Here is a 15442-nt window from a genome sequence, read left to right as displayed (position 1 = left end):
CAATTATAGGTCATAAACCAAGCTGCTGCCAAATATCGTCCACGCGTGCTTTCACGTCGGGCGTCATCACAATTGTCGTGCCCCACTCACGGCTGGTTTCGCCCGGCCATTTATTGGTGGCGTCGATGCCCATCTTGCTGCCGAGGCCACTCACCGGCGATGCAAAGTCCAGGTAATCAATCGGCGTGTTATCGACCAGCGTGGTGTCGCGCGTCGGATCGACGCGAGTGGTTATCGCCCAGATCACTTCCTTCCAGTCGCGGATATTCACGTCCTCATCCACCACCACGATGAACTTGGTATACATGAACTGGCGCAGGAAGCTCCACACGCCGAACATCACGCGCTTGGCGTGGCCAGCGTACTGTTTGCGGATCTGGACCACGGCCATGCGGTAGCTGCAGCCTTCCGGCGGCAGGTAGAAGTCGGTGATCTCGCTGAACTGCTTTTGCAGCAGCGGCACGAAGACTTCGTTCAGCGCCAGTCCCAGCACGGCCGGCTCATCGGGCGGCTTGCCTGTATAAGTAGAGTGATAGATCGGATCGCGGCGCATCGTGATGCGGTCGATCGTGAAGACAGGGAACCAGTCCTGCTCATTGTAATAACCGGTATGGTCGCCGTATGGACCTTCCAGCGCATGCTCGTATTTCGATGGGTGGCTTTCGTCCGGATAGATATGCCCTTCCAGCACAATCTCCGCCGATGCCGGCACGCGCAGCTCGCTGCCGATGGCTTTGACTAATTCAGTACGGCTGCCGCGCAGCAGGCCTGCAAACTGATATTCAGACAAGGTATCCGGTACCGGCGTCACTGCACCAAGGATAGTCGCCGGGTCCGCCCCCAAAGCGACACAGACAGGATAAGGCTTCCCTGGATTCTTGATGCAATGCTCGCGGAAGTCCAGCGCGCCGCCGCGATGGGCCAGCCAGCGCATGATTACTTTATTAGGCCCCAGCACCTGCTGTCGATAGATGCCCAGATTCTGGCGCTTCTTATTAGGACCTTTAGTAATCACAAGGCCCCAAGTAATGAGAGGAGCCACATCGCCAGGCCAGCAATGCTGAATTGGCAAGCGGCCCAGGTCCACATCCTGCCCTTCCCAAACGATCTCCTGGCAGGGTGCGCCGCGCATCTCTTTTGGCGACATATCCCACACGGCTTTAACCAGGGAACCCATGCCCAGCAAGTCTTTAAAGCCTTTTGGCGGCTCCGGTTCCTTCAGCTGCGCCAGCACGTGGCCGATCTTGCGCAGTTCGGTCATGTCCTCCGCGCCCATGCCCAGCGCCACGCGGCGCGTGGTGCCGAACAAGTTACCCAGCACCGGCATGTCGAAACCGGCCGGTTTTTCAAACAGAATGGCCGGTCCGCCGGCGCGCAAAGTGCGGTCGCAGATCTCCGTCATCTCCAAATGTGGCGAAACAGATACGGAAGTGCGTTTTAGTTCACCAATCGCTTGCAATTGGGAAAGAAAATCTCGTAGATCGGTGTACTTCATACTTTTTTACGATTTTTTTGCAGCCGACAGGCTGGCTGAGCTCTTTTGAACAAGTGGTTGATTTTATTGGCTTTTGCCAACATGGTCACGAAAAAGTCATACTCAAAAGTAATAAAGAATCGAAGTGTTAGTATTGACGGCGTATATATCGCCACCTACAATTTGACCTACTTGATGAGGGAATAGCTAATTCGACAACGAAGTTACCCTCATTACATTTCACGGAGTCCGGGCTCCACATGACATTTTAAGGAGTGTTTTTCGTAAGGCGTCTGCCTTCCCCCCGGAAAAAAGTTGTATTGCAACCGGTCCCCACAGATTGACCGGATCAGGCAAACAATGATGGCGTCAGCTGTGGAGCGCACTACGTGCGGCGGCTGGCGAAGATAACACTGATGTAACGACATGGCACGTCAAAGACCGCGACACGACGCGGCGGGTACGCTTTTGACTTACATTTCAGGGGAGTTCTATGAACAATCGACTGACTGGGTTGGCCACTGCCGCCCGCACCCTGGCCAGCCAGCCAGCGGCGCTTCTGTCTGCGTCGCGTATTTCGGCTCGTGGTCTGCTGACCACCGCTCATCACACCATGAGCATCTTTGGTATCACCGCGCTGATCATGATCGGCGTACTGTTTGTCCGCCCGGATCTGGCGGCGTCCCTGAGCAAAGCTCTGGCCGGCGAACCAGCTGCGGAACCGGCACCGGTTATCACCGTGCCGCCGCTGTCCGAACTGATGGAAGCGCCGAGCGTGAAGCCCGCCATGGCGGCCGTTCCTGCCGAAGCCCCGCCGTCGCCTGAAGAAAAGGCGCTGATGGGCAGCAAAAAGCAGCAGGAATGGGTCACCAGCTGGCTGTCCAAGCGTTACCGCGTGGCGGGCGATGCCACCAATATGCTGGTGTCCACCGCTTACCTGACGGCACGCGAGATCAAACTGGACCCGCTGCTGATCCTGGCCGTGATGGCCATAGAATCGGGCCTGAACCCGTTTGCCGAGTCGCCAATGGGCGCACAGGGCCTGATGCAGGTGATGTCCAAGGTCCACACTGAAAAGTTCCAGGACATGGGCGGCGTGCAGGCAGCGCTGAACCCGGTGGCCAATATCCGCGTCGGCGCGCTGATCCTGAAGGATTACGTTGCTAAAGGCGGTTCCGTGGAAGCCGGTCTGAAGTCCTACGTGGGCGCAGGCGCCTTCGACACGGACGATGGCTACGGTTCCCGCGTCATGGCTGAATACAACCGCCTGAAGCAGGTATCCGCCGGCAAGAAGGTCCCGACCATCACCCCGATGCTCGCGGCCGCGCCAGTGGCGAAACAGCAGCCGACTGCGGTTGCCAGCAACGACAAGGTCAAAGTCACTCCGGAACAGCTGGCCGGCCTGTAATCAGCAAGCTCCAGACATAAAAAAAAGCCACCGCATGCGGTGGCTTTTTTATTTGGGTCAGCTTATTTCTTTTTGTCGGCGGCGACTTCGTCGGCGCGCAGCTGGGCTGCCAGCTTGTCGAGAACGCCGTTTACATACTTGTGGCCGTCGATACCGCCGAAGGACTTGGTCAGCTCCACCGCTTCGTTGATCACGACGCGGTACGGAATCTCCAGCTGGTTCTTCAGCTCATACGCGCCCAGCAGCAGCACGGCGTGTTCGATCGGCGACAATTCGGCCACGCCGCGATCCACCAGCGGCGCAAAGGACTCGCGCAGCTCGACGGATTGCGCGATGGTGCCGCGCAGCAGGTCGGAGAAGTATTCGCCGTCGGCCTTGTCGAAACCATGCGCGGCACGGATGTTCTGCACGACCTTGGTCGACTCTTCGTTATTCAGCAGCCACTGGTACAGGCCCTGCAGCGCGAACTCGCGCGCGCGGTGACGCGGCGTGCGGTTCTTGCTCGGGTTGGCGTGCACGGATTTATCAGTCATTGAAAACTCTCTACAGTAATTATTCGTCGTCGCCTGCATCCTGGTGCAGTTCTTCCAGTGCGATCGACAGGTTAGCCATTTCGACGGCCACGCGTGCCGCATCGGCGCCTTTAACGGCCATGCGCACTTCGGCTTGTTCGTCGTTCTCGGTGGTCAGCACGGCGTTGGCGATCGGAATGGAATAGTCCAGCCCCACGCGGGTGATGGCCGCGCCGGATTCGTTCGACACCAGCTCGAAGTGGTAAGTCTCGCCGCGGATCACGGCGCCCAGTGCGATCAGCGCGTCGAACTGGTTGGACTCGGCCATCTTCTGCAGCACCAGCGCGATTTCCAGTGCGCCCGGCACCGTCACGTGCAGCACGTCTTCATCGGCAACGCCCAGGTGCTTCAGCTCGGCCAGGCAAGCCGACAGCAGGCCGTGGCAAACGTCTTCGTTGAAACGGGCCTGCACGATGCCGATACGCAGGCCTTCGCCGGACAGATTGGTTTCGTAGCTACCTACGGTCATGGTGGTCCTCTTTTTCAGATTGGTGGGTTAAGCCGCGCTCAGGCGGCAGGCTTGGCCATGTAGCCGGTTACTTCCAGGTTGAAGCCCATCATCGATGGCATCTTGCGCGGGCTCGCCATCAGCTGCATCTTGCAGACGCCAACGGCGCGCAGGATCTGGGCGCCGATACCGTAGCTGCGCAGGTCCATGCTGGCCGCGCGGCCGCTTGGACGCTGGTCCTTCTGCAGCGCTTCCAGCTGGCCGAACAGCTGCTCCGCCGTCTCGCCGCAATTCAGCAGCACCATCACGCCCTGCTCCGCCTGCTTGATCGCCTTCAGCGACGCAGCCACGTTCCAGGAGTGGGTGGTGGTTTCGGTTTCCAGCAGGTCCAGGATCGATACCGGCTGGTGCACGCGCACCAGCGATTCGCGGCCCGGCTTCACGTCGCCGTGCACCAGCGCCAGGTGGGCGGAGCCGCTTGGCGTATCGCGGAACGCGATCATCTTGAAGTCGCCATAAGCGGTGCGCAGGGTGCGCTCGGCCACGCGCTCCACCATGCACTCGTTCTGGCTGCGGTAGTGGATCAGGTCGGAGATGGTGCCGATCTTCAGGTTGTGTTCTTGCGCGAATTCCAGCAAGTCCGGCAGACGCGCCATGGTGCCGTCGTCCTTCACGATCTCGCAGATCACGGAGGCCGGCGTCAGGCCCGCCATCGCGGTCAGGTCGCAACCGGCTTCGGTATGGCCGGCACGCATCAGCACGCCGCCCTTCACTGCGCGCAGCGGGAAGATGTGGCCCGGCTGCACGATGTCGGACGGTTTGGCGTTCTTGGCTGCGGCAACCTGGATGGTCTTGGCGCGGTCAGCAGCGGAAATACCGGTGGTCACGCCTTCGGCCGCTTCAATCGACACGGTGAAATTGGTGCCGAACGAAGTGCCGTTACGGCTGGTCATCATGGACAGCTCAAGCTGGTCGCAGCGCTCTTCGGTCAGGGTCAGGCAGACCAGGCCACGGGCGTGCTTGATCATGAAATTGATGGCTTCCGGCGTCACGAAATCCGCGGCAAGCACCAGATCGCCTTCGTTCTCGCGATCCTCTTCATCGACCAGGATCACCATCCGGCCGGCGCGCAATTCGGCGACGATTTCTTCGGTGCTGGAAATAGACATGTTCTTTATCCCTAGGTTTCTTTGTTAACCCGCTATTTTAAAGGATTTGGGAGCGCTCAGCCGAACCTCTACCCTTTGATGCAATAAAGATTGTCAAAATAAATAGGTCACCAAGAAACAAATAGGTGTGCAAAGCAAGAGGTCTTATCATGGGACAGCCGTGCGCCTGCGGTCATGGCGGCGGAGTAGCATCAATCAACAGGGATCATTACCTTAGCGCACTATGGCAACCATCCTGATCGTCGATGACCGCCCCAGCAACCGGGATTATCTGCTGACTCTGCTCAGTTTCACCCCGCACAACCTGTTGCAGGCCACAGATGGCGCCCAGGCTCTGCAATCGGCCCTGGAGCACCGGCCCGACCTGGTCATTACCGACATCCTGATGCCGACCATGGACGGCTACGAATTCGTGCAGCGCCTGCGCGCCACGCCCGAATTGAAGGACACCCCGGTGATTTTCTTCAGCGCCACCTATTCGATGGCCGAGATGCGCGCCATGGCCACCAGCTGCGGCGTACGCACCGTGCTGCCCAAGCCCTCAGACCCGCAAGCCATCCTTGATGCGGTGGCGCTCGAACTCGGCGACTGGAAGTCCACCGCGGCGCCGCCACCTGCCGTGCTGGCGCCGGACCCCGGCCGCACCGGCGCACGCAGTGCACTGGAACGCATGGCGGCTCTGTTGCAACTCAGCCTGCGCCTGCAGGACGAACGCGACGTGACCGAAATGGCGCGCCTGTTCTGCGAGGCCGCGGCCGATATCATGGAGGCCGAAATCGCGGCGCTGTGCCTGCTCGATCCCGTCAGCGAAAACGCCTGCATCGTCCAGGCGCATGGCGTTCCTTCGGTGGTGCTGCAAACGGCGATGCTGAACGAATCCGCCTTCCCCAACACCCTGCTGGCGGCGCGCACCCCGCTGAGCCTGGGCGGCGAAAACAGCGCGCCGCCACCTGCCCTGCCCGGCCATCCGCACACGCGCAGCATGCTGGGCGTGGCGGTACATGACAACGTCCATCTCTTCGGCTGGCTGTACGTGGCCAATCGGCGCGACGCCGAACGCTTCTTCACCGAAGACGGCCAGATCATCCAGATGATGGCGGCGCAGCTTGCCGTGGCCTACGAAAACAGCACGCTGTACGCCACCGTGCAGCGCCATGCCGCGCAGCTGCAGCTGGAAGCGAACGCGCGCAAGCTGGCCGACGCCGCCCTGAAAAGCAGCGAAGCGCGCTACCGCGCCATGACGGAATCGGCGCCGGACGCCATCATCGGCCTCGACGTCGAACAGCGCGTGCTGCAGTTTAATGCTGCGGCGGAAGCCATGTTCGGCTACACGGAAGAAGAAATGCTCGGCAAGGAAGTCACCGTACTGATCTCCGAACGCTCCAAGGCCGAACATATGCACCGCGTGCAGCGCTATCGCCAGACCCAGGAACGTTTGTACAGCGGGCGCATTGTGGAGCTGTTCTGCCGCAAGCGCAGCGGCGAGGAGTTCTGCGCCGAGCTGGCGCTGTCCATGGTGGACCTGGAAGGCGCGCAGCTGTTCACCGCCATCCTGCGCGACACCACCGTGCGCCGCGCGCTGGAAGAGCGCCTGCGGCTGTCGGCCCAGGTGTTCGACAACACGCAAGAGTGCATCATGATCACGGATGCGCAGGCCAATATCATCGCCGTCAATCCGGCCTTCGAAAAAATCACGGGCTACAGCGAGCAGGAAGTGCAAGGCAAGAACCCGCGCCTGCTGCGTTCGGGCCGGCATGATGCTGATTTCTACCGCGATATCTGGGACTGCCTGCTGCGCCAGGGCCAATGGAACGGCGAAATCTGGAACCGTCGCAAGAATGGCCAGGTTTACCCCAAGCGCATGAGCATTACCGCCGTGCGCGGCGAGAATGGGCAGATCAACGCCTACGTATCGGTGTCGACCGACATCAGCGATTTGAAGGAAGCCCACCACCAGCTGGACTTCCTCAGCACGCACGATGCACTGACCCTGCTCCCCAACCGCAATCTGCTGAACGACCGCCTGCAACTGGCCATGAGCACGGCCGGCCACAATGGCGACATGGTGGCGCTGCTGCTGTTCAATGTGGACCGTCTGCAGCGCATCAACGACGCCTTTGGACGCCAGGCGGGCGATGCCCTGCTGAAGAAACTGGCCCAGCGCGTCAACCTGATCGTGGCGCCGGGCGATACGCTGGCCCATCTGGGCTCCGACGAATTCGCGCTGGTACTCACGCGCTGCCAGGACATCGACGATGTGATCGTGGCCGCGCGGCGCCTGCTGGAGCAACTGTCGCAGCCCACGCAGGTGGATGGGCACGACGTGATCGTCACCGCCAGCATCGGCATCAGCCTCTATCCGCGCGACGGCAATACGCCGGGCGCCTTGCTGGTAGGCGCGGATGTGGCGCTGTCCCACGTCAAGGACAGTGGCCGCAACAGCTTCCACTTCTTCACCACTGAGATGAACACCCATGCCGTGCGCTGGGTCGCGCTGGAAAATCAACTGCGGCGGGCGATCGAGCGCAACGAACTGGCGCTGCACTATCAGCCGCAAGTGTCGCTGGTCGATGGGCGCGTGAATGGTATGGAAGCCCTGCTGCGCTGGAATAGCGCGGAACTGGGGCCGGTATCGCCTGCCGACTTCATTCCACTGGCCGAGGACACTGGCCTGATTCTCAGCATCGGCAGCTGGGTGATCGAGCAGGCCTGTCTGCAGAACAGAGTCTGGCATGACGCCGGCTTGTCGCCGCATCCGGTTGCCGTGAACGTGTCAGCGCGCCAGTTTGCAGCGGGCGATCTGCCGCAAGTAGTGCGCCATGCGCTGGAACGCAGCGGCCTGGAAGCGCGCTACCTGGAGCTGGAGCTGACCGAAAGCGTGATGATGCAGGACAGCGAATACACCCAGCTGCAGCTGAATGAACTGGCCAAGATCGGCGTGACGATTGCACTCGACGATTTCGGCACCGGCTATTCCTCGCTGGGCTACCTGTCCCGCTTCGCGCTGGACAAGCTGAAGATCGACCAGGGCTTCATCCGCAACATCACCAGCGAACCGCGCAGCGCAGCCATCGCCCAGGCCACCATCGCGCTGGCGCACGGCCTGAAACTGACCGTGGTGGCGGAAGGCGTGGAAACCATGGGCCAACTGAACTTCCTGCGCAATATCGGCTGCGACAAGATCCAGGGCTTCCTGTTCAGTCCCGCCCTCCCCGCCGAGGGTCTGGCCGGCCTGCTGCGCGAACAGCGCACCTTGCAGCATGACGTCGTGCCGCTACTGCCCAACCGCACCCTGCTGCTGCTGGACGACGAGCAGAACGTGCTGTACTCGCTGGTGCGCCTGTTCCGGCGCGAAGGCTACCGCATCCTGATCGCCACCAATGCGCGGGAGGCGCTCGAACTGCTGGCTGCGAACGATGTGCAAGTCGTGATCGCCGACCAGCGCATGCCGGAAATCAGCGGCACGGAATTCCTGGCGCGGGCGCGGGAGCTGTATCCGCAGACGGTGCGGATGGTACTGTCCGGCTATGCAGACCTGGATGCGATCAAGGACGCCATCAATCGCGGCGCCGTCTGGAAATTCCTGAGCAAGCCCTGGGACGACGAAGACCTGAAAGCCGTCGTCCGCGCCGCCTTCGCCGAAGCCGACCACCAGCGCGAATCCCCCACCACCCGCCGCACCGGCTAACCCGCCGCCCCACACGGGTCAGATCTGCCCCCTAAATTTTTTCTTGACTTATTAATTGCGATCGCTATCATTAAGGTCAATGGATGACGCCCGTCATTTAAACAAACCTCTGGGAGCCTTAAATGAATATCAAGAATTCCGTCGTACTGATCACTGGTGCTAACCGCGGCCTGGGCCTGGCGCTTGCCAAACAAGCAATTGCAGCGGGTGCAAGCAAAGTCTATGGCGCCGCACGCGACCCTAAATCCGTCACCTTGGCCGGCGTGAACCCGGTTCAGCTGGATGTGACCGATCCGGCCAGCGTGGCAGCCCTGGCCCGCGATCTGGGCGACGTGACCGTGGTGATCAACAACGCCGGCATTTCGCGCGGCAGCCCGGTGACTGCTGAAGACAGCGTCGAGCAGCTGCGCGCCGAATTCGAGACCAATGCCGTCGGCCCCCTGCTGGTCAGCAAAGCCTTCGCACCAACCCTGAAGAAGAACGGCGGCGGCGCGATCATCAATATTCTGTCCGCCCTGAGCTGGGTGAGCCTGCCGACCACCGGCACCTACAGCACCTCGAAAGCGGCTGCCTGGGCCATCACCAACGGCCTGCGCGGCGAACTGGCGGCGCAGAACACGCAAGTGCTGGGCGCCCACATGGGTTATATGGATACCGACATGACCGCAGGCATCGAGGCTGCTAAAGCCAAGCCGGAAGATGTCGCCGACGCCATCTACGCCGCGCTGGCAGCGGGTGAGGATGAGGTGCTGGCCGATGAAACGGCCCGCCAGGTCCGCATGGGCTTGCGCGCTGAGCGCGGGGTATACTTGGGCGCTCCGCGCGCCTGATCGCGGTTACTTCTGGAGGTCTCGATGCCCTATCTGCAACTCGATGTGAATGGCCATTATCCGGTCGAAGCCAAAAAGCTGCTGGCCGCGAAAATGAGCGAGACCTACGCGAAGATGATGTCGGTCGATATCCGCCGCATCAGCGTCGCCATCCGTGAACTGGGCGATGGCGGCGTGTGGCGGATTACCGAGGAAGGCGGAGAGCCGGAACCGGTGTCCGTGATGATGCTGGACATCCGCAAAGGCCGCCCGCCAGAGTTGCGCATGGAAGTGGCGAAAGCCTTATGCGCACTCTGTATCGACATCCTCGGCCTGCGCGAGGATCGCCTCAACGTGGAGTTCACCCAGCACACCGGCGACGAAATGTATCACCCCACGCTGGGCGGTTACAGCCCCGATTGGACGCCAGGCGAAGCAGGCACATAACGCCGCTGGCGCATCCATTTCGTGACGATCCACTTTTCGCCGGCCAGTACGGGCAGCGCCGCGTGCAGCGACTGCGGGTCAAGCTGCCCGGCGCTGTTGCAGTATTCAAAATACAGTGCACAGCCCTGACGCGGCGTGACCGCCAACCCTGTTTCAGGGAACACGGTCTGGCCGCCCTCCTTCACATCATTGAGGTAGACAATCAGTGTGCTGACGCGCTGCCCGCTACGTGCCAGCGAAGCCACGTTGGCGGGATTGTTCGCCATCAGGAAGTCGTAATGCGGAACACTCTGTTCGCCGCCGCGATAACGCAGCACCTGCAAGCCTTCGCCGTTTTCCATCGGCAGATTCATCAAACTGGATAAGCGGGCATCGAGACGCTTGATCAGTGGCGATTCGGCCAGCCTGAAAAACATGCCTTCGCTGGAGCGCGCCGCGCTGACCGTATCCTTGCCGGTCAGCGGATCGACAATGGTTGACGGCCGCAAACGCGGCTGCGCCAGCGCCATCAGCTCCTCGCATTCAGCGGCACTGAAGACATCATCGAGCAGCGTCACCTGCGGCTGTTCCAGCTGCAGCGCCAGACGGATGCGCTGGCCGTCGATCGTCATATCATTGCCGCTTCTGATGCGCTGCGGCTCGTAGCGATAGCGCGCCGCAGCCACTTGCTCCGGTTCGATGCAATCGGCCGGCGGCGCAATGCCCATCGCGCGCGACCACCAGAACACAAGCACCAGATCGCCGGCGGTGGCCGCGTCGAAACCCTGCTCGCACATGATGCGTACCAGCGGCGCCGGCGGAATGCCGCGGTCAAGATTGTGCAGGAGCCAGTCGCGCAGCTCCGGCTTGAATTGGATGCGGTTGGCCATCAGAGATCCCTGGCCTCCCAGCCAGCCTCCGTCAGCACCAGCGATTCTTTCAGCTGCATGGTGCCGGCGCCGCGGATAATATTGTCCACCATCGGAAATACGCGGCGTACATCTTCATTCATGGCCCAGGCTGCGGGCTTGACCTGATAGGTGTACGTCACCACCGCTTCGCCGCCGCTGCTGCCGTCCGGGCGCTTCGGCATCTCCCAGCCCACTACGTGGTCCAGCGTCAGCTTGACGGCACAGAAGTCGTGCGGCGCAGTGGCATAGCGGCTTTCGACTTCATGTTTATGCGGGGCGCGGGCCAGATAGTATTTCTTGCCCTCCTCGGTCAATGCATAACGCCGCACCGGCACTTGTGTCACGTTGCCGTCGTCGTCCTTGCGCTCGCCCATGGCGCCGCTGCTGCTCACCAGCCCAATTTTTTCCAGCACCGGCATTTGCACGCCGTTGCGCGAGCCGGTGCCGCTTTCGGCCTCGGTGACGTCGATCGGCCAGCTGCTCTTGGCCAGGCACAGATCGCCGCGCTGGGCCAGATAGGTTTGCATGGCCTTGTCGATATTGACCTGGTTCAGTGCCTTGTCGTTGCTGCAGCCGGCCAAGGTGGCCAGCGCGGCAATGGTTGCGACGATGGTGATGTTTTTCATGGTGGTTCTCAAAAATTAATTGGTGCAAGGGCCGCTGGCCGGCTGGCTGGATGCCTGATAGCCGTCCGTCAGCGTCTTGAGGAAGCAGACCAGGTCGGCGATGTCGCCCTCGGTCAGCGGCGGCGTGCTGCCGGGTTTGCGGCCGTCGAGCGGCATCTGGGTGTCGATGTTGACGCGGTACGCGGCCGGCAGATCATCGAACTTCTGCACGGCGCCGCCTGCGTATTGCGTGGTGATCAGGCCATACATAGGGAAGTCCGCATCCGGCCCGGCTTTTGGCGTGCCACCCACGGTCGGATACCAGATCTCCGGATTGGTGTCGCGCGTGTTGTAGAAGCGGATCGCCTGCTCCAGCGAATGGATCACGCCATTGTGGAAGAAGGCGCCGCGCGTCGCGACGTTGCGCAAGGTCGGCGTCTTGAACATGCCGCAGAACTGGTTGTCCGCATTGGGCTTGACTGGCAGATGATCGCCGCGCAAGGGACCGCACACGCCCATGTCGATGAAGGCCGCGTTGGCATTGGCGGGAATGCCCGCGTTGCGCGGCACGCCAATCGCCTCGTAGGAAAAATCGGTGAACAGTGCCGAGCTGCCGTTCAGGCCCGCGCCCTGGTAGTGGCATGAGGCGCAGTTGCCCTTGTTGGGATCGGAGAACAGCTTCAGGCCGCGTGTTTCGGCAGGCGTCAGGCTGCCGCCAATCTTGTTGCCGGCATACAGATCAAATTTGCTGCTGAAGGGATGGAAGCTGACGTCTTCCAGCTGGAAGGCTTGCAGCGCGGCCGCGACGTTCTTGAAGGCTGCCGCCGGATCATCAAAGGCGTTGGCGCCGTAGGCCTGCAGGAATAAGGGCGCATACGAAGCGGCCTTCACCTTGGCGACCACGTCGGCGCCGCTGGCATTGGCCATTTCGTGTGGATCGAGCAATGGGATGACCGCTTGTTCGGCCAGCGTGCCGGCCCGGCCATCCCAGGTAAAGCCGCCGCCGGGACCGGGCGCGCTGATGCCGTCCGGATTATCGAGCAGGTCGGCGTATGGCGGCGTGTATTCCTTGTAGCGCAGCGACGGCACTGCGCGGCTGCCGGAGTCCGTCATATTGGGGCCGCCCAATTGCACCGCCAGATTGTTGGGCGGGCCATAGGCGTAGGCAGGATCGTGGCAGCTGGCGCAGGATTGCTTGCCGGAGCCGGACAGGCTGGTGTCGAAGAACAGCTTCTGCCCCACTTGCGCGGCCAGACTCAGCGACGAGCTGGCGGATGTAACCGGGGCGGTCGGCGCAGCCGGGCCGGTGCCGGTGCTGGAAGTGACATTCGCAGCAGGCTCGCTGCCGCCGCAGGAGTACAGCACGGCCAATACTGCGCAGGCACACAGGGCCAGGACGGCACGGCCAATCATGATTCTCTTGTTCAAAATAGCTCTCGCTGGTCTTGCGCTAAATACGGAACAAGGGCGCGATCGCCGATCGGCCCTTGTCGAGACTACGTGCGACTGATGCGCTTACTTGTGCAAGGCCCAGACATTGGTCTGGCTCGCATCCGGACCCACCTGTGCCGTGGTGCTCACGTCTGCCGACTGCTTCTGGGTGTACGATGCCGGCGCCACGAAAGCGTGGTTGGTCGGACGTACGGAGTCAAAGTGCGTATCGGCGCTGCCTGCGTATTCCGGCAGGTTCAGGATGTTGGCCGCGATGAACTTCTCGGTGTACTTGGAGCGGTTCATGTAGGAGCTGTCGACCGCCGGGTCGGCCAGCTGGAACATATCCTGCAGCGTACGGTTGAAGGAGAAGTGGCTGTAGGCGTCGCTATCCTTGATGCCGGTCGGTGCGTTCGGCTGGTTGCTCAGGATGCCGAATACACTCTGACCGTGGCCACGGTTACCCGAAGTGTAGCCGTGCACCGTGGTGTCGACTGCCCAGGTGCCGTCGGCGTTCTTCTTGAGCGGGTTGGCGACCGTGCTGTTGCCCGGATTCCAGCCGCAGCAGGAATTGAAGCCCGCGGTGGCATTGCCTTCGTCGAACATCAGGACGATGGCGACGTTCTTCTGGCGGTTCTTCCACAGCGGCGATGCCTGGATCTGCTTGACGATCTTGTCGACGTAGTTGTCGCCGCGGGTGATGATGGCGCCACCGGTGGCGTTCGGCACGTTGTTGGCAACCGAGCTGCAATCGCTGGCCTTGATTGCGGTCGCGCTGCCCGGCAGGGTGCCGGTAACGGTCACGCCGTGCATGTCATCGCACTGGTCCGGCACCAGGAAGTTGATCGCGCCGACGTGGCCGCTGGCCAGGTCGGTGCCCAGCTGGTCATAGTCGTAGTTGGCAGGGATCGCATAGTCGGTGCTGTTCTTCAGGTTGGCGTCCCACTGGCCGCCGCCCATGGTGCGGTTGCTGAACTTGAACTCAGGCGCGCTGCGCACGTTCTGGTAAGCCATGCCCGGATGGTGCTTGGTGCGGTACAGCTGGCCCGGCAGCGGCAGCACCAGGCCTGGCGTGCCGATGGCGGCAGCGTTGCCACCGACGGTGCCCGGTGCGTACACATTGTCGGTCGCGGTGACGGCGGCATCACCCACACTGTCGATGCGCGCGTCCTGGCCTGGGTTCATGGACTCGCTATAGGTGCGCCAGTTCAGGCCCATCGAGCTCAGCGCGGTAAACAGATTAGGCTTGCCGACGATATTGTGGTTCACGCCGGAAGCCTGGGTGCAGTTGGCGGCGAATGGCGACTTGGCCAGGCCAGGCTGGGTGTTGTCCGGCAGCGGCAAGTCCTGCGGAGCGTTGGCGCCGGTGGCGTCGCAGTTCCACTGGCTGTCGTCGGTGATGCCGAAGTCGTCGGCGCCGCCAATGGCAGTGTAGTTCGGCTCGCTCGGATTGCCGGTCGCGAAGTAGCTGGTCAGCTGGTTGCCGGCCTGCAGATAGCCGTTGATCTTCGGCGCGAACGGCGAATTCAGGATCGACGACGTGGCCTTGTTTTCCAGCATGATGATGAACACGTGGTCGTAGCGCGGAATGCCTTCGATGTTGAAGGCGGCCTGCTGCGACTGCAGGAAGGTGATCGGCGCGCGGGTGTCGGCAGCCGTGGTGGCCGTCGCAGCGGTCACGCCTGCCAGTCCCTTCAGGCCGGGATCGCCGCCCGCTACAGCCAGTGCGTCCGGATACAGATCGCCGCGGTCGAGCTTAGTGATCGCATAGGTAAAGCGGTTGGTCAGCGCGTTCGACTCGAACAGCATGGCGCTTTGCGCAGCTGCATCGCTGACGGTGCTCGCATCGCCCAGCACGTTCGCGGCGGGCACGCCCAGGCGCGCGGCCAGGTTGGCTTTTTCGGTCGGGTAGTCGCTGCTATTCGCTTCCATGGCGCGCGCCACGTCGCTCGACAGCGGGCTGATGACAACAGCGGCGCCCTGCTCCGTCACCTGTGCAGCGACAGCGCGCAACACCAGCCGGCTGGCGACCTTGTTGCCAGTGGCGGTGTTGGTGGCGCTGGTGCCGATGTCCGCCAGCAGTGGGCCGACGGCGGCGGCCGACAGCGAGAAAGCGCCTTTGGCGTCGGTGGTGACCGGGTTTTCGGAGGCGTCGCACTTGCCGTTGTTATTGGCATCGATACAGACCATGGCGCCCGCATAGTAGCCGGCCTTGATGGTCGGGTCAGTGGCGCTGCCAGGGACAAAGCCGGAGGCGGCAACCACACCGGCCATGGTGACGGAAGGCGGCGTGGTGGAAGTCTGTGGAGGTGCGCTGTCGTCGTTACTGCTGCCGCAAGCGGCGATCATCGCTGTGGCGGCCGCGATCGCGGTCAGGCTTAGGTTCTTTTTGGTTGCAACAGTCCGAAGGCTCGGCATGATAGTCCCTTATTGGATTGCATGAATGCTGAAGGATGAATTCCAACGGCCTCATGCCGGAGGAACGCTGGGCATTCTTGCAA

The 15442-nt window shown here is 61.9% G+C and carries 12 protein-coding genes; 4 read left to right on the top strand and 8 right to left on the bottom strand.

From position 1 onward, the window contains the following. Nucleotides 1-10: 10 nt before the first annotated feature. On the bottom strand, nucleotides 11-1495 hold the full coding sequence (gene ubiD / locus AB4Z19_RS21105) for a 4-hydroxy-3-polyprenylbenzoate decarboxylase (RefSeq protein WP_442035919.1): 1485 nt from the start codon (nucleotides 1493-1495) through the stop codon (nucleotides 11-13). 472 nt (nucleotides 1496-1967) lie between these two features. Here ubiD and AB4Z19_RS21100 point away from each other — a divergent pair, with 472 nt between their 5' ends. Further along, nucleotides 1968-2882, top strand: a complete 915-nt coding sequence (locus AB4Z19_RS21100) for a transglycosylase SLT domain-containing protein (RefSeq protein ID WP_442025203.1) — start codon at nucleotides 1968-1970, stop codon at nucleotides 2880-2882. Between the two features lie 62 nt (nucleotides 2883-2944). On the opposite strand, the gene nusB is transcribed toward AB4Z19_RS21100, so the two are convergent. From nusB to ribBA, 3 genes are read right to left on the bottom strand one after another with little or no spacing between them, the layout of a single operon-like run. Then, on the bottom strand, nucleotides 2945-3415 hold the full coding sequence (nusB, locus tag AB4Z19_RS21095; protein ID WP_442025205.1) for a transcription antitermination factor NusB: 471 nt from the start codon (nucleotides 3413-3415) through the stop codon (nucleotides 2945-2947). A gap of 19 nt (nucleotides 3416-3434) precedes the next feature. Then, nucleotides 3435-3923 (bottom strand): 6,7-dimethyl-8-ribityllumazine synthase, encoded by a 489-nt coding sequence (gene ribH, locus AB4Z19_RS21090; protein ID WP_442025207.1) that lies wholly within the window; start codon nucleotides 3921-3923, stop codon nucleotides 3435-3437. Nucleotides 3924-3961: 38 nt separating this feature from the next. After that, complete coding sequence (ribBA, locus tag AB4Z19_RS21085; RefSeq protein WP_442025209.1) at nucleotides 3962-5071, bottom strand: bifunctional 3,4-dihydroxy-2-butanone-4-phosphate synthase/GTP cyclohydrolase II; 1110 nt, start codon at nucleotides 5069-5071, stop codon at nucleotides 3962-3964. A gap of 223 nt (nucleotides 5072-5294) precedes the next feature. Between ribBA and AB4Z19_RS21080 the strand changes: the two genes are divergently transcribed. The 3 genes from AB4Z19_RS21080 to AB4Z19_RS21070 all read left to right on the top strand — a co-directional run bounded on the left by AB4Z19_RS21080 (nucleotide 5295) and on the right by AB4Z19_RS21070 (nucleotide 10015). Next, nucleotides 5295-8759 carry an EAL domain-containing protein gene (locus tag AB4Z19_RS21080; RefSeq protein ID WP_442025211.1) on the top strand — a complete coding sequence of 1155 codons (3465 nt, stop codon included), beginning with the start codon at nucleotides 5295-5297 and terminating at the stop codon, nucleotides 8757-8759. 122 nt (nucleotides 8760-8881) lie between these two features. Further along, a complete protein-coding gene (locus tag AB4Z19_RS21075; RefSeq protein ID WP_442025213.1) occupies nucleotides 8882-9589 on the top strand; it encodes an SDR family oxidoreductase in 708 nt (235 codons plus the stop codon). 24 nt (nucleotides 9590-9613) lie between these two features. Further along, nucleotides 9614-10015, top strand: a complete 402-nt coding sequence (locus AB4Z19_RS21070; protein WP_442025215.1) for a tautomerase family protein — start codon at nucleotides 9614-9616, stop codon at nucleotides 10013-10015. Here the strand turns inward: AB4Z19_RS21070 and AB4Z19_RS21065 are convergent. The 4 genes from AB4Z19_RS21065 to AB4Z19_RS21050 form a co-directional block, all read right to left on the bottom strand. Then, on the bottom strand, nucleotides 9976-10884 hold the full coding sequence (locus tag AB4Z19_RS21065) for a 2OG-Fe(II) oxygenase (protein WP_442035918.1): 909 nt from the start codon (nucleotides 10882-10884) through the stop codon (nucleotides 9976-9978). The two genes, AB4Z19_RS21070 and AB4Z19_RS21065, sit on opposite strands and share 40 nt — an antisense overlap. Next, complete coding sequence (locus AB4Z19_RS21060) at nucleotides 10884-11531, bottom strand: hypothetical protein (RefSeq protein WP_442025219.1); 648 nt, start codon at nucleotides 11529-11531, stop codon at nucleotides 10884-10886. Before AB4Z19_RS21060 ends, AB4Z19_RS21065 begins: the two co-directional genes overlap by 1 nt. A gap of 15 nt (nucleotides 11532-11546) precedes the next feature. Further along, the gene (locus AB4Z19_RS21055; protein WP_442035917.1) at nucleotides 11547-12923 is read right to left on the bottom strand and encodes a cytochrome-c peroxidase; all 1377 of its coding nucleotides are present in this window, start codon (nucleotides 12921-12923) and stop codon (nucleotides 11547-11549) included. Nucleotides 12924-13025: 102 nt separating this feature from the next. Further along, a complete protein-coding gene (locus AB4Z19_RS21050; RefSeq protein ID WP_442035916.1) occupies nucleotides 13026-15359 on the bottom strand; it encodes a phosphoesterase in 2334 nt (777 codons plus the stop codon). Between the last annotated feature and the right edge of the window lie 83 nt (nucleotides 15360-15442).

The sequence above is a fragment of the Pseudoduganella sp. RAF19 genome, assembly GCF_052114165.1.
Lineage (GTDB): Bacteria > Pseudomonadota > Gammaproteobacteria > Burkholderiales > Burkholderiaceae_D > Rugamonas.
Note: the sequence above shows the minus strand (reverse complement) of the source record. Positions and strands in the feature narration are given on the sequence as shown.

Bases quoted from the DNA above. Each gene is read 5' to 3' on its own strand.
- AB4Z19_RS21065 (WP_442035918.1), bottom strand. From the start codon at position 10,884: ATGGCCAACCGCATCCAATTCAAGCCGGAGCTGCGCGACTGGCTCCTG.
- AB4Z19_RS21060 (WP_442025219.1), bottom strand. From the start codon at position 11,531: ATGAAAAACATCACCATCGTCGCAACCATTGCCGCGCTGGCCACCTTG.
- AB4Z19_RS21050 (WP_442035916.1), bottom strand. From the start codon at position 15,359: ATGCCGAGCCTTCGGACTGTTGCAACCAAAAAGAACCTAAGCCTGACC.
- AB4Z19_RS21080 (WP_442025211.1), top strand. From the start codon at position 5,295: ATGGCAACCATCCTGATCGTCGATGACCGCCCCAGCAACCGGGATTAT.
- AB4Z19_RS21100 (WP_442025203.1), top strand. From the start codon at position 1,968: ATGAACAATCGACTGACTGGGTTGGCCACTGCCGCCCGCACCCTGGCC.
- AB4Z19_RS21075 (WP_442025213.1), top strand. From the start codon at position 8,882: ATGAATATCAAGAATTCCGTCGTACTGATCACTGGTGCTAACCGCGGC.
- nusB (WP_442025205.1), bottom strand. From the start codon at position 3,415: ATGACTGATAAATCCGTGCACGCCAACCCGAGCAAGAACCGCACGCCG.
- ribBA (WP_442025209.1), bottom strand. From the start codon at position 5,071: ATGTCTATTTCCAGCACCGAAGAAATCGTCGCCGAATTGCGCGCCGGC.
- ribH (WP_442025207.1), bottom strand. From the start codon at position 3,923: ATGACCGTAGGTAGCTACGAAACCAATCTGTCCGGCGAAGGCCTGCGT.
- AB4Z19_RS21055 (WP_442035917.1), bottom strand. From the start codon at position 12,923: ATGATTGGCCGTGCCGTCCTGGCCCTGTGTGCCTGCGCAGTATTGGCC.
- ubiD (WP_442035919.1), bottom strand. From the start codon at position 1,495: ATGAAGTACACCGATCTACGAGATTTTCTTTCCCAATTGCAAGCGATT.
- AB4Z19_RS21070 (WP_442025215.1), top strand. From the start codon at position 9,614: ATGCCCTATCTGCAACTCGATGTGAATGGCCATTATCCGGTCGAAGCC.